This is a genomic window from Streptomyces sp. NPDC042201 (assembly GCF_055582185.1).
Genome location: NZ_JBVJDS010000010.1, coordinates 197,215 through 209,547 on the forward strand (window position 1 = coordinate 197,215; position 12,333 = coordinate 209,547).

Genomic DNA, 12,333 nt, shown 5'->3' on the forward strand with positions numbered 1-12,333 from the left:
CCACGAGGACGTGTGGATGGGGATCGACCTCGGTACTCAGAGCGTGCGCGCCCTGGCCGTCACCGATGACGGGCGGGTACTCGGCCGTGGCTCCGCCCCGCTCACCGGTCACCGCGACGGGGACCGTCACGAACAGCTTCCGGCCGACTGGTGGGCGGGCGCCGTCGCCGCGATCCGCGGGACGCTGCGTCACCTCTCCGGTGCGCGCGTGCGGGGGCTGGCGGTGTGCGGCACGTCCGGCACCGTACTGCTCACCGATGCTCGCGGGACACCGTTGACGCCGGCGCTCATGTACGACGACGGCCGGGCCGGGGCCGAGGCCCGGTACGCCCAGGAGACCGGCGCCGAGGTGTGGCGGTCCCTCGGCCACCGTATCCAGCCGAGCTGGGCCCTCGCCAAGCTCGTGTGGCTCACCCGTCCCGGCCGGGACGGCGTCGCGGCCGATCTCGGGGGCGCTCGGGTGCGCGGGGGCGCACGCGTACTCGGGGGCGACCACGCGCTCAGGGGTGCCCGCGCGCTGAGGGGTGCCCGTGTGTGCCACCAGGCGGACTTCATCACTACCCGGCTCGTCGGGCGGCCCGTACCGACCGACTCCAGCCACGCCCTCAAGACCGGTTACGACCTGCACACCGGTACGTGGCCCGTCGGCGTCCACGAGGAACTGGGCCTGTCCGAGCTGGACTTCCCCGCTGTGGTGGCCCCCGGCGCCCTGCTCGGGACGGTGTGCCGCGAGGCCGCGGACCGTACGGGCCTCGCCGAGGGCACCCCGGTCATCGCGGGCATGACCGACGGATGCGCCGCCCAACTCGGCTCCGGCGCCTGGGACATCGGGCGGTGGAACACCGTCCTCGGCACCACCCTCGTCCTCAAGGGCGTCACCGCGGCCCCGCTCCGCGACCCCGCGGGCGTGCTCTACAGCCATCGCTCCCCGGACGGGCACTGGCTCCCCGGCGGCGCGTCCAGCGTCGGCGCCGGCGCCCTGGCCCGGGCGTTCCCCGGGGCCGACCTCGCGCGCCTCGATCGTCTCGCCTCGGACCGGGAGCCGGCGAGCGTCGTCGCGTACCCCCTGGTCTCACGCGGGGAGCGCTTCCCGTTCCTGGCCCCCGACGCCGAGGCGTTCGTGCTCGGCCGGCCGGCCGACGACGCCGATCACCACGCCGCGCTGCTCCAGGGCGTCGCGCTCGTCGAACGGCTGTGCCTGGCCTACGTCCGCCTGCTGGGCGCCCCGGTCGACGCGCCGGTCACCTTCACGGGCGGCGCCACGCGCAGCCGTTACTGGAACCAGCTCCGCGCGGACGTGCTGGGCCTGCCCGCCGCGATCCCTGAACACACCGACTCCGCTCTCGGCATGGCGGTCCTCGCCGCGCACGGCGTGACGCGCGGGGCCGCCGAAGCGACCGCCGCCGATCCCGGTACCGATCCCGAGACCGGCGCCGAGCCTGCCACTCAGCCCGCCGACGGGATCGCTTCCACGCCGTTGTCCGCCGTCCGCGGTATGGTGCGCGTCCGTACGGTGCTGGAGCCGCGGCCGCAGGTCAGCCGGCGTTTCGCCGAGCCCTTCGTCACCCTCGTCGACGAACTCGAACGGCGCGGCTGGCTCCCCCCGAGCACGGCCGCCTACGCACGGGAGCACGGATGACACCCGCACCGACGACCCTCTTCCTCGCCCGGCACGGCGAGACCGTCTGGCACGCGGAGAACCGCTACGCCGGTATCAGCGACATCGACCTGACCGCGCGGGGCGTCGAGCAGGCCTACGGGCTCGGCGCCTGGGCCTCCGGCGCCGGGCTCGACGCGATCGTGACGTCTCCCCTGTCCCGCGCCCGGCGCACCGCGGAGCCCGCGGCCCACGCGACGGGGCTGGAAGCCGTGGTCGAACCCGACCTGGTCGAGGTCGACTTCGGGATCGCCGAGGGCCGGACCCTCGGCGAACTCGAGGCGTCGCATCCGCTGGAGGTCGAGGCGTTCCGCGGCGACCCGGCCGGCCATCCGCTGCCGGCCGGGGAGGACCCGACGGCGGCCGCCGCCCGGGGCGCCGCAGCCCTGCGCCGACTGGCCGACACCCACCAGGGCGGCCGCGTCCTGACGGTCGCTCACAACACCCTGTTCCGACTGGTCCTGTGCCGCCTACTCGGCATCCCCGAAGCCGACTACCGCCGCGTGTTCCCGGGCCTCCGCAACTGCGCGGTCACCGAGTTGCGCGTATCGGCCGGAGAGGTCTCCCTGATGTCGTACAACGTCCCGACCCCATAACACCCCGAGCGACCGTCATCCCGTCGCGATGGCGTCGCCGCTGGTGGTGAGCACGTACTTCGCCGCTTACGGTTCCTCTCTCATGGAACGATCACGAGCACGAACGTCGGCAGCAAGGTCACCAAGGCACTGGCCAGCCAGTACCAAGGGGAAGCCACAGCAACCCTGCGCCGCACGGGGCGGTTGGCCAGCCACCAGAGCACGGTGAACCCGACCGTCACCGGCCCTCCGAACAGGAACCAAGGCAGCATGCCGTCGTTCTCCGTCGGCTCCCGCTGGGTCCAGCCGAGCGCGGCGAACGGCCAGTTCGCCGCGAAGTACCACAGCAGCCATACCGGAACCACAGCGGGAAGTCCCAGCAGCAGGTTCACGCCCACGGATGTCAACGACCATTTCCACATGCGCCCAGTATGGAAGCCCGTGGTGGCGGTCACTTGCTGCGGGAGAACTGGGCGGCGACTTCTAGGCCCTGTCCGGTCGATCTTCGCGGGCCCGCGACGCCCGGCACGGCACCTCGCCGCGTTGTCGGAGTCGTCCAAGTACGTCCAGTACGAGGACGATCCTCCGCCTTGCGATGCACCGCACCGGACGCCGCGGGCTGATCCACGAAGATCGACCGGACAGGACCTAGGGGATGCGGGCGACTCCGGCGTAGACGGCGTTTTCCTCGTTCGCCGGAGGGGGCGTGTCCTTGTACCACTCGGGGGCCGTCACCACTCCGGGCTCGACGAGGTCGAGCCCGTCGAAGAACCGCTCGATCTCCGCACGGCTGCGGAATCGCAGGTTGATGCCGCCCTTGCCGTATGTGCCCGTGACCTGGGCCGCCAGCTGCGGGTGGAAGTCGAAGGTGCCGTGCGAGAGCACCAGACAGCTGCCCGGCGGGAGCGCGTCGACGAGGGTGCGGACGATGCCGTACGGATCGTTCTCGTCGGGGATGAAGTGCATGAGGGCGATGAGGGACATGGCGACGGGCCGGCTGAAGTCCAGGAAGGTACGGGCGTGGTCGAGGATCACCTCCGGCCGGCGCACATCCGCCTGGATGTAGTCGGTCGCGCCGTCGGGTGTGCTGACCAGCAGGGCCTGCGCGTGGCGCAGGACGATGGGGTCGTTGTCGGTGTAGACGACCCGGGCCTTCGGACGGATCCGCTGGACGATCTGGTGCAGGTTCGGCGCGGTCGGTATGCCGGTGCCGATGTCGAGGAACTGGTCGATGCCGGTCCCGGCCAGCCAGGCCGAGGCGCGGTGCATGAAGGCCCGGTTCTGCCGGGCGCTGAGCTTTCCGATTTCGGGGAGCTGCTGTCCCACCTCCCGGTCGACCGGGTAGTTGTCCTTGCCGCCGAGGAGGTAGTCGTAGACACGCGCCGGGTGGGGCTTACTGGTGTCGACCTGGGGCTTGGGCGTGCCTGCGGTCATGGGGGGGAGCTCCATTGCGTTTCTGAACTGCGACGGACGGGGGGGAAGGAGGGGCGGGAGTCAGCTCCTCGGTCGGCGCTCCCGGGCTCTCTTCAGTCGGAGCTCCAGAGCTCTTTGCGGAAATCGACGAGAAGCTGTCTGGTGCGGCTCGCGGACTCCGCGTGGGCCACCATCCGGTCCATCGCTTCCATGTGGTCGGTGACCTCGCCGGCTTCGTCGAGATAGATCGCGCCGGTCAGGTACTCGATGTAGACCATGTCGGGCACTTCGGGGACATCGAAGCGGAAGAGCGCGAACGGGCTGTAGGTGCCGGGGTGATGGCCCGCCTCGAACTGGGCTATCTGGAGGGTCACGTTCGGCAGGTCGGCCGCGTCCAGCAGACGGTCTATCTGCGCGCGCATCACGGACGGCGAGCCGACGGGCCGGCGCAGAACGGTCTCGTCCAGCACGGCCCAGAAGGACGGGGCGTCCGGGCGCGTGAGCAGCTCCTGCCGCTCCCGGCGCAGCGCGACATGGCGTTCGATCCTACCGGGGTCGGTCGTCCGCCCCACGGCGCCCGTGGTCAGGACCTCGCGGGCGTAGTCCTCGGTCTGGAGCAGCCCCGGCACGAAGTGCGGCTCGTAGGTACGAATGGTCGTGGCGGCCTCTTCGAGGCTGACGTAGCCGCTGAACCAGTTCGGGAGTATGTCGTGGAAACGCTGCCACCAGCCCGGCTCGGTCGCCTCGTCCGCCAGCCGCAGGAAGACCTCGCAGTCCGCGTCGGACACGCCGTACGCGGGCAACAGGATCTGCACGTACGGGATCTTGAGCCCGACCTCGGCCGTCTCCATCCGCCGGATGGTGGCCGCGGTGATGTGCAGCAGCTTGCCCGCCTGCTCGCGGCTCAGCCCCGCCTGCTCGCGCAGTGCGCGGAGTTGCCTGCTGAGGACCAGCTGACCGATCGTCGGGGCAGACCTCGGCTCACTCACACGCGCCACCCCCCAGCTCCCACCGCCATGACGGGCAGTCTGCCACAGCAACTTGGGCGTGAGCAGGGCACGTTGCCCCCAAATGGCGTGTGAGTCCCGGCGGAAGGGGGCGACGTCTCTTCCGTCCGACCTTCCGTCCGGCCTTCCGTCCGGTTACGTAGAGCACCGCGCCCGGGCCGGTGCGGGCCAGTCCGGGCTCCCCCAGGTCCGTCAGGGGAGCCCGGCGCGCAGGTCCGTCAGGGCATCCCGGCGCGTACCGTGGCCGCTCCTCAGCCTCGGTACGTCTCCAGCAGCCGCAGCCACACCTCGCTGATCGTGGGATAGGCGGGAACCGCGTGCCAGAGGCGGTCGACCGGGACCTCGCCGACGACCGCGATGGTCGCCGAGTGCAGCATCTCCCCGACGCCCGGGCCGGCGAACGTGACGCCGCGGAGGATCTCGCGGTCCAGGTCGACGATCATGCGGGCGCGGCCCCGGTAGCCGTCGGCGAAGAGGCTCGCGCCCGCTACGGCGCCCAGGTCGTAGTCGACCGCGCGAACGCGGTGGCCCGCCGCCTGCGCCTCGGCGAGGGTGAGACCGACGGAGGCCACTTCCGGGTCGGTGAAGACGACCTGCGGGACGGCCGCGTGGTCGGCGGTGGCAGCGTGCGCGCCCCAGGGGTCGGTCTCCAGCAGGGGCACCTTCTGGGCCCTGGCCGCGATGGCGGCTCCGGCGATGCGGGCCTGGTACTTGCCCTGGTGGGTCAGCAGGGCGCGGTGGTTGGCGTCCCCGACCGCGTAGAGCCAGTCGGTGCCCACGACCCGGCAGCTGTCGTCGACCTTGAGCCAGGTGCTCGGCTCCAGGCCGACCGACTCCAGACCGAGGTCGTCCGTGCGCGGGGCGCGGCCGGTGGCGAAGAGCACCTCGTCGCCCTCGATCCGCTCGCCGCCCGCCAGCACCACGGTGACCGGGCCGGTTTCGCCGGCGCGCTCGACCGCGGCGACCGAGACATTCGTACGGACCGTGGCGCCGGCCTCCGTCAGCGCCTCGGCGACCAGCTCACCGGCGAAGGACTCCATTCTGGGCAGCAGACCGTCGCCCCTGACCAGCAGCGTGACCTCGGAACCGAGCGCCTGCCACGCGGTGGCCATCTCCACGCCCACCACTCCCCCGCCGACGACCAGGAGCCGTCCCGGGACCTTGTGGGAGCTGGTCGCCTCGCGGCTCGTCCACGGCTTGGCGCGGGCGATTCCCGGCAGGTCCGGCAGGACGGCACGGCTGCCCGTGCACACGGCGACGGCGTGACGGGCGGTCAGTACCTGCTCATCGCCCTCAGGGCCCGCGACGACGACCCTTTTCGCCCCCTCCAGCCGGCCGAACCCGCGGTAGAGCCGGGCTCCGATGCCTTCGAGCCACGCGACCTGGCCGTCGTCCTTCCAGTGCGATGTGAAGTCGTCGCGGTGGGCGAGCACGGCCGCGGTGTCGAGCGGTCCCCGCACCGCCTGGCTCAGTCCCGGTACCCGGCGGGCCTCGGCGCGGGCGATCACCGGGCGCAGCAGTGCCTTGCTGGGCATGCACGCCCAGTACGAGCACTCGCCGCCGACCAGTTCGCTCTCCACGACGGCCACGCTCAGACCGGCGGCCCTGGCGCGGTCGGCGACGTTCTCCCCGACCGGTCCCGCGCCCAGCACCACCACGTCGTACTCCATAGCTTCCGTCATGGGGACAGTCTGGTGGGGGGCGCGTCGCATGGCCACACGATCTTCGGGCAGGGGCCTGGAATACGCCGATGCCGCGCGCCGTTGTCGAAGGCGGCTCACCCCGAGAGCAGGAAGAGGTATCAGGTCATGGCAACTCTGGAACTCACCAAGGAGAACTTCGACCGGACGGTGTCGGAGAACGACTTCATCCTGATCGATTTCTGGGCTTCCTGGTGCGGTCCGTGCCGCCAGTTCGCCCCGGTCTACGAGCAGGCCTCGGAGCGTCACGACGACCTCGTCTTCGCCAAGGTCGACACGGAGGCGCAGCAGGAGCTGGCCGCCGCGTTCGAGATCCGTTCCATCCCGACGCTCATGATCGTCCGGGACAATGTCGCGGTCTTCGCGCAGCCGGGCGCGCTGCCCGAGGCCGCCCTGGAGGACGTGATCGGCCAGGCCCGCGCGCTGGACATGGACGAGGTGCGCAAGTCGGTCGCGGAGGCGGACGCCAAGGCCAAGAGCGCCGAGGGCGGACAGGGCGCCGAGGGGGCGGCCTGACGGGCCGGGCCGGTACGCGCCCGTACGCCAGTACGCCCGTAGCAACAGTGCTGGCCCGTGGGCCGGTTGAAACCCGGCGAGGTCCTTGACGACCTCGGTCCGGGCTTTCCCCTGTCGGCTTCCCCCGTCCGTTGCCCTGGTGTCCGTTGCCCGGGCGGACCTCGTCAGCGTTCGAGGACGAGTGCGAGCCCCTGGCCCACGCCGATGCAGAGCGCGGCGAGGCCCGTACCCGAACCCGCCGCGGCGAGCTGATGGGCCACGGACCCGGCGAGGCGGGCCCCGGAGGCACCGAGCGGGTGGCCGATGGCGATGGCCCCGCCGCGCGGGTTGACGACGCCCGGGTCCAGGCCGGGCCACTCGGCGAGACAGCCCAGCGACTGGGCGGCGAATGCCTCATTGAGCTCGAACGTGGTGAGGTCGGCGAAGGTACGGCCGGCCTTGGCCAGGGCCCGCTGGACCGCTTCGACCGGACCGAGGCCGAAGAGCTGCGGCTCGACGCCGGTGACCGCGGAGGCCCTGATCCGGGCGAGCGGCTCGCGGCCGGTCTCGCGCAGTCCGTCCTCGTCGACCAGCAGCAGCGCGGCGGCGCCGTCGTTGAGGGGCGAGGCGTTCCCGGCCGTCACGGTCCCGGACCCGTCCGTGCGGAACGAGGGCTTCAGCTTTGCGAGGGCCTCCATCGAAGTGCTGTCGCGGACGCATTCGTCGCGTGCGAGTGCTATGGCGTCGTACGGGACGACCTCACCGTCGTACAGACCCGCGGCCCACGCGTCGGCGGCCTTGCGGTGGCTGGCGAGGGCGAACGCGTCCTGTTCTTCACGGGTGATCCCGTGCTTGTCCGCGATCAGCTCCGCGCCCTCGCCGAGTGCGACGGTCCATTCGGCGGGCATCCTCGGGTTGGTCATCCGCCAGCCCAGGGTGGTCGAGTACAGCTGCTGATGTCCCGCCGGGAACGCCCGTTCCGGCTTCTGGAGGACCCAGGGGGCCCGGGACATCGACTCGACACCGCCCGCCACGACCACCGACGCGTCGCCGAGGGCGACGGCGCGGGCGGCCTGGATGACGGCTTCGAGGCCGGAGCCGCAGAGCCGGTTGACGGTCACGCCCGGCACGGACACCGGAAGGCCGGCGAGCAGCGCGGCCATCCGGGCCACATCGCGGTTGTCCTCGCCGGCGCCGTTCGCGTTCCCGAAGACCACATCGTCGATCCTGGCCGGGTCGAGGTCCGGGGAGCGGTCCACCAGCGACCGCACCACATGGGCGGCGAGGTCGTCGGGACGTACGGAGGAGAGGGCGCCCCCGAACTTTCCGATCGGGGTACGGACGGCGTCGACGATATAGACGTCGCGAATGCTCATCGGATCTCCGGCTTCTCTGCCACAGCGGCGACGTGGTCGTTCGCCTGGTGAACGTTGGTTCACCTGATCCTGCCCGAGTCTCTGCCCGACTCCGACCGCTGTCAACGTGCGGTGTCACCGGCCCTGGAGGAGCGCGTGACCGGCGCCGCGGAGACCTCCCCGGGTCAGGCCGGCGGGACGGCGACCACCCGGACCGACATGCCGTAGTCCAGTTCCGCGCCGTCGATCAGCAGCGCTTCCACCGTGCGGGTCTCGGGGTCGATGTCCGCCTCCATGCCGTGGCCCACGTAGCGCGGATAGCCGGACTCCCCCGTGTCGCCGGTGGCTTCGACGACGGCCGAGCGCAGGGCGTGGCCCGAGGTGGGCTCGGACTCATGGTTCTCGGTGAACTCGGCGACCAGCAGGATCTCGAAGCGCTGCGGAACGGTGCTCATGCAGGCGACGCTAACCACCCCGCGACAGGGGCGCACGTCGCGACGGTGGCGCGCGTCACCGGATACCGCCCGCCCGGTCAGCTGGACACCGCCCGACCGGTCAGCCGGACACCGCCCGGCCCGGTCAGCTGGACTCGCGGTGGACCGCCAACGCCCCCATCAGGTCGTGCCGCTCCGGCTCGCCGCCCGGATCGCGGACGACACGGTCGATGAGCTCGGCCAGCCGCTGTCCCGTCACGAGGTCGACCCGCACCGTGGAGAGCCGGGGACGCAGCAGCCTGCCGAGCAGCAGATCGTCCGCGCCGATGACGGCAGTCTCCCCCGGGATGCCGATCCCCTCGTCCTGCAGAGCCCGCATCAGGAGCATGGCGTACTCGTCGTTGTAGGCGTAGACGGCGTCCAGGCCGAGCGTGCGCCAGCGGGCGGCGAGGGCGGCCGCCGACTTCTCCTCGTACGCCAGGGACAGCGGCTCGATCCGGACGCCGGTGCCGCTGCCGGTGCCGTCGCCTGTACCGGCAGTACCGGCCTCCGCGGCGGCGCGGGCGCCCGCCAGGCGTGGGTGGGAGAACAGTCCGAGGCCGGGCTCCTCGGGCATCACCACACCGATCCGGCGGTAACCGCGCTCCATCAGATGCGCCACCGCCCTGCTACCGATCTCGCGCTGGTCCATGACCAGCGCGTGCGCGCCCTCGACCCGCTCGGGACCGAGCGTTATCACGGCTTTCGCGCCGGACCGTTTGAGTACGTTCACCCCGTGCGGCGTCAGGGCGATCTCGCCGAGGGAGACAACCGCGACGGGCCGCAGCTCGGCCCAGGCGCGGGCCGCTCCGTCCCCGTCGAGGCCGAGGCTGCCGTACTGCACCACCGTGTAGTCGAGCCGGCGCAGCGCCCACTGGAGTTCGTTGAAGAAGCGGCTGTAGAGCGGCCCGACGGGGACATGGGCCGTGGGCAGCAGCACGATCCCGGTATGCCCGGCGCGCAGGCTGCGGGCGGCGGCGTGCGGCACATAGCCCAGCCGCTCGGCGGCCTCGCGCACCTTGTGCCGGGTGGGCTCGCTGATCCGTACGGCCGCGGTGTTGTTGAGCACGTACGAGACCGTGGCCCGGGAAACCCCGGCCAGCCGGGCCACATCGGCACTGGTCGGAACGCGGCGCTCGGTGGACTGCTCGGGTAACTGTCTCATCGCTCCCGGTATCTTTCCAGACCGGCCGGCGACCGGGTCGGGCGGTCCGGACCTGACCCTCTGCCGCACCGGCGCACCGGCGCGACAGAGGGCCGCGCCGGGCGTGACCACGCGTCCGCGTGACCATCGACGAAGGGGACGACCCGTGCGACTTCACACCCGTACCTGGGGCGCGGGCGACCGCGTCGCGCTCCTGATCCACGGCATCATGGCCGATCACCGCACCTGGCGGCGCGTGGGCCCCGCACTCGCCGCGCGGGGGCTGCACGTGATCGCCGTCGATCTGCGCGGTCATGGCGCGACCGCCCGCGGCGACTACAGCGCGCGGTTGTTCGCCGACGACCTCGTGGAGACCCTGCCCACCGGCGCCGAGGTGGCGGTCGGCCACTCCCTCGGCGGGCTCGCGCTCTCCCTCGCCGTGGAACGGCTGGCGCCGCGGCGCGCGGTCTACTCCGATCCGGCCTGGCATCTGCCGGGCCCCGAGCGAGGTTTCGGGGGGCCCGAGGCGCTCGCCGCTGCCAAGACCCTGTCCCGGGAGGAGATCACGGCCATGAACCCGCGGTGGGAGGCCGTGGACGTCGGCATCGAGGTGGAGACCCTCGCGATCTGGGACGAGAACACCGCGTTCGGTCTCGCCTCCGCGTTCGGCGCCGATCTGCTGCCCGCGCGCCCCGTCGTCCCCTCGCTCGTACAGCTCGCGGAGCCGAGCCCCATGATCTCCCCGCCGGACGCGGCGGAGCTGGCGCGGCGTGGTTTCGAGGTCCGTACGGTCAAGGGCGCCGGGCACACCATCCACCGTGACGACTTCGACGGGTTCATGGCGTCGCTGGACGGCTGGATATGACCCCCGTACGGACATGACCTCCGTGACGATCTTCGTACACGGGGCATTTCCGCCGATCACGGGCGGAGCCCGGTAGCCGGTACGGCGCCCCGCCCCACGGGCTCGGCACACGGGGTTCTACCGTCATGCGGATGACGTCCCTCTCCGACGCCGGCACCGGCGACAGCACCCGCGATTTCGACTCTCCCGGTCGTGGCGGCCCCGCCGCCACGACCGAGGCCAAGCCCCGTGCGGTGGGCCAGGTCCGCACCTCCTACGCCCCGGAGCACGACGGCGACCCCGACCCCGGCGAGATCGTCTGGACCTGGGTGCCCTTCGAGGAGAACGACGGGCGCGGCAAGGACCGCCCGGTGCTGGTCGTCGCCCGTGAGACGGCCGGCACCCTCCTCGCCGTCCAGCTCTCCAGCAAGCGCCATGACCGCGACCGGGAGTGGGTGCCGATCGGGGTGGGGCCGTGGGACCGCGCGGGCCGCGAGTCCTGGGTGGCCGTCGACCGGGTGCTGCGGGTGCACGAGAAGGGAATGCGCCGCGAGGCCTGCGCCCTGGACCGGGGCCGCTTCAACCTGGTCGTCAACCGGCTGAAAGAACTCTACGGCTGGCGCTGACCCACCGGCGAAGGCGCTCGCGCCGAGCGAGCCGTGCTCAGCCTCTACGGCTGGGGCGATCCCGCGAACACCCGCCGGAACGCGCCCAGCGTGGTCGCGCCCGGCGTCCGGTCCAGCACCGCGAAGACCACCTCGTCGAAGTGGCCGGCGAACCGGCCGGCGCCGGTGAGCGGCGCCCGGAACGCCTCCGCGACCGCCGCCGGATCGTTGCGGAAGACGCCGCAGCCCCAGGCCCCCAGCACCAGCCTCCGGTAGCCGCGGTCCGCCGCCGTCTCCAGCACCCGTTCCACGCGGGAGGCGAGCGCGGCCGGGATCAGGTGGACCTCGTCGGGGGTGCGCTGCGCGATCACCCCCGCGTTCGGCGCGGGCGAGGTGAGAAAGCCGACGTGGTACGGCGTGTCGAGCAGCCGGCCCCGGTCGTCGCGGAAGACCGGCACGCCGGGTGAGTGGATCACTCGGTCGGTGTAGAACGGGCTGCGATCCGCGCGGTGGTGGGCGTAGAACTCGGGGACGCGCAGCAGCGTGGCGTACAGGGCGGAGGCCCGGCAGAGCGCCTCTTCCTGGGCCTGCGCGCCGTTGAGATACCCACCGCCGGGGTTACGGGCCGACGAGAAGTTGAGCACGGCCACCGCACCCGGTCCTGCCGCTGTCAGCCGGCCGGCCGCCTCCAGGCTGCTCTCGCCGGTGACCTCGACGGCCGCCGCGCGGTACGCCGTACGGTCCGTGTCCGGGGTGACCGGGAGCGGGTCGGGGCCGTACAGCCGGGTGCTCTCCAGCGCGGCGTCCACCGCGGGGTGGATCAGTACTTCTCGGCCGTTCGGGGCGCGGTATTTCCCCGTTCGGACGATCTCCTCGGTTTCCTTTGCGATGCCCCGCAACCGTGCGCTCATGCGGGGAATCCTGCGTGAACGATCTCGCTCGGGGCAACCGGATTTCCGACGAAACAGTGACCGTGAGGGCACTCTTGTGCGAAGCGGCAAGAGTGCCATTAGGTTGGACGAAGCGCTCCGCCCCGACCCCGTGGCGGAGTACCGGTCACGGTCT

13 protein-coding genes are annotated in these 12,333 nt (G+C 72.1%); 5 read left to right on the forward strand and 8 right to left on the reverse strand.

What is annotated here, in order from left to right; genetic code table 11:
• Positions 1 to 16: 16 nt before the first annotated feature.
• A complete protein-coding gene (locus tag ACZ6MZ_RS24475; protein WP_469354406.1) occupies positions 17 to 1,639 on the forward strand; it encodes an FGGY-family carbohydrate kinase in 1,623 nt (540 codons plus the stop codon).
• Positions 1,636 to 2,253, forward strand: coding sequence for a histidine phosphatase family protein (locus tag ACZ6MZ_RS24480; RefSeq protein ID WP_389787292.1), 618 nt, complete (start codon positions 1,636 to 1,638; stop codon positions 2,251 to 2,253). The genes ACZ6MZ_RS24475 and ACZ6MZ_RS24480 overlap by 4 nt, the downstream gene beginning before the upstream one ends.
• Before the next feature lie 80 nt (positions 2,254 to 2,333).
• Here ACZ6MZ_RS24480 and ACZ6MZ_RS24485 read toward each other — a convergent pair whose 3' ends face one another.
• The 4 genes from ACZ6MZ_RS24485 to ACZ6MZ_RS24500 form a co-directional block, all read right to left on the reverse strand.
• Complete coding sequence (locus ACZ6MZ_RS24485) at positions 2,334 to 2,654, reverse strand: hypothetical protein (protein WP_389787319.1); 321 nt, start codon at positions 2,652 to 2,654, stop codon at positions 2,334 to 2,336.
• A gap of 226 nt (positions 2,655 to 2,880) precedes the next feature.
• A complete protein-coding gene (locus tag ACZ6MZ_RS24490; RefSeq protein WP_469354286.1) occupies positions 2,881 to 3,666 on the reverse strand; it encodes an SAM-dependent methyltransferase in 786 nt (261 codons plus the stop codon).
• Between the two features lie 92 nt (positions 3,667 to 3,758).
• Positions 3,759 to 4,634 (reverse strand): helix-turn-helix domain-containing protein, encoded by an 876-nt coding sequence (locus tag ACZ6MZ_RS24495; protein ID WP_384187573.1) that lies wholly within the window; start codon positions 4,632 to 4,634, stop codon positions 3,759 to 3,761.
• A gap of 269 nt (positions 4,635 to 4,903) precedes the next feature.
• Entirely contained in the window at positions 4,904 to 6,334 is a 1,431-nt protein-coding gene (locus tag ACZ6MZ_RS24500) for a dihydrolipoyl dehydrogenase family protein (protein ID WP_469354288.1), read from the reverse strand.
• Positions 6,335 to 6,460: 126 nt separating this feature from the next.
• Between ACZ6MZ_RS24500 and trxA the strand changes: the two genes are divergently transcribed.
• Positions 6,461 to 6,868, forward strand: coding sequence for a thioredoxin (gene trxA, locus ACZ6MZ_RS24505; RefSeq protein WP_389672415.1), 408 nt, complete (start codon positions 6,461 to 6,463; stop codon positions 6,866 to 6,868).
• A 164-nt stretch (positions 6,869 to 7,032) separates the two neighbouring features.
• On the opposite strand, the gene ACZ6MZ_RS24510 is transcribed toward trxA, so the two are convergent.
• The 3 genes from ACZ6MZ_RS24510 to ACZ6MZ_RS24520 form a co-directional block, all read right to left on the reverse strand.
• Complete coding sequence (locus tag ACZ6MZ_RS24510) at positions 7,033 to 8,223, reverse strand: thiolase family protein (RefSeq protein ID WP_389791821.1); 1,191 nt, start codon at positions 8,221 to 8,223, stop codon at positions 7,033 to 7,035.
• 164 nt (positions 8,224 to 8,387) lie between these two features.
• Complete coding sequence (locus tag ACZ6MZ_RS24515; protein WP_389791819.1) at positions 8,388 to 8,657, reverse strand: hypothetical protein; 270 nt, start codon at positions 8,655 to 8,657, stop codon at positions 8,388 to 8,390.
• Positions 8,658 to 8,781: 124 nt separating this feature from the next.
• On the reverse strand, positions 8,782 to 9,840 hold the full coding sequence (locus tag ACZ6MZ_RS24520; protein ID WP_469354291.1) for a LacI family DNA-binding transcriptional regulator: 1,059 nt from the start codon (positions 9,838 to 9,840) through the stop codon (positions 8,782 to 8,784).
• Between the two features lie 145 nt (positions 9,841 to 9,985).
• On the opposite strand from ACZ6MZ_RS24520, the gene ACZ6MZ_RS24525 reads away from it, so the two are divergent.
• Together ACZ6MZ_RS24525 and ACZ6MZ_RS24530 are read left to right on the forward strand one after the other, a co-directional pair.
• On the forward strand, positions 9,986 to 10,684 hold the full coding sequence (locus ACZ6MZ_RS24525) for an alpha/beta fold hydrolase (protein WP_469354293.1): 699 nt from the start codon (positions 9,986 to 9,988) through the stop codon (positions 10,682 to 10,684).
• A gap of 131 nt (positions 10,685 to 10,815) precedes the next feature.
• Entirely contained in the window at positions 10,816 to 11,289 is a 474-nt protein-coding gene (locus tag ACZ6MZ_RS24530) for a type II toxin-antitoxin system PemK/MazF family toxin (protein WP_469354295.1), read from the forward strand.
• 44 nt (positions 11,290 to 11,333) lie between these two features.
• Here ACZ6MZ_RS24530 and ACZ6MZ_RS24535 read toward each other — a convergent pair whose 3' ends face one another.
• Positions 11,334 to 12,179 (reverse strand): TIGR02452 family protein, encoded by an 846-nt coding sequence (locus ACZ6MZ_RS24535; RefSeq protein ID WP_469354297.1) that lies wholly within the window; start codon positions 12,177 to 12,179, stop codon positions 11,334 to 11,336.
• Positions 12,180 to 12,333 lie beyond the last annotated feature (154 nt).

Excerpts from the sequence above, each read along its gene's own strand:
- ACZ6MZ_RS24475 (WP_469354406.1), top strand. The coding sequence starts at position 17 with ATGGGGATCGACCTCGGTACTCAGAGCGTGCGCGCCCTGGCCGTCACC.
- ACZ6MZ_RS24480 (WP_389787292.1), top strand. The coding sequence starts at position 1,636 with ATGACACCCGCACCGACGACCCTCTTCCTCGCCCGGCACGGCGAGACC.
- ACZ6MZ_RS24485 (WP_389787319.1), bottom strand. The coding sequence starts at position 2,654 with ATGTGGAAATGGTCGTTGACATCCGTGGGCGTGAACCTGCTGCTGGGA.
- ACZ6MZ_RS24490 (WP_469354286.1), bottom strand. The coding sequence starts at position 3,666 with ATGACCGCAGGCACGCCCAAGCCCCAGGTCGACACCAGTAAGCCCCAC.
- ACZ6MZ_RS24500 (WP_469354288.1), bottom strand. The coding sequence starts at position 6,334 with ATGACGGAAGCTATGGAGTACGACGTGGTGGTGCTGGGCGCGGGACCG.
- trxA (WP_389672415.1), top strand. The coding sequence starts at position 6,461 with ATGGCAACTCTGGAACTCACCAAGGAGAACTTCGACCGGACGGTGTCG.
- ACZ6MZ_RS24510 (WP_389791821.1), bottom strand. The coding sequence starts at position 8,223 with ATGAGCATTCGCGACGTCTATATCGTCGACGCCGTCCGTACCCCGATC.
- ACZ6MZ_RS24515 (WP_389791819.1), bottom strand. The coding sequence starts at position 8,657 with ATGAGCACCGTTCCGCAGCGCTTCGAGATCCTGCTGGTCGCCGAGTTC.
- ACZ6MZ_RS24520 (WP_469354291.1), bottom strand. The coding sequence starts at position 9,840 with ATGAGACAGTTACCCGAGCAGTCCACCGAGCGCCGCGTTCCGACCAGT.
- ACZ6MZ_RS24530 (WP_469354295.1), top strand. The coding sequence starts at position 10,816 with ATGACGTCCCTCTCCGACGCCGGCACCGGCGACAGCACCCGCGATTTC.
- ACZ6MZ_RS24535 (WP_469354297.1), bottom strand. The coding sequence starts at position 12,179 with ATGAGCGCACGGTTGCGGGGCATCGCAAAGGAAACCGAGGAGATCGTC.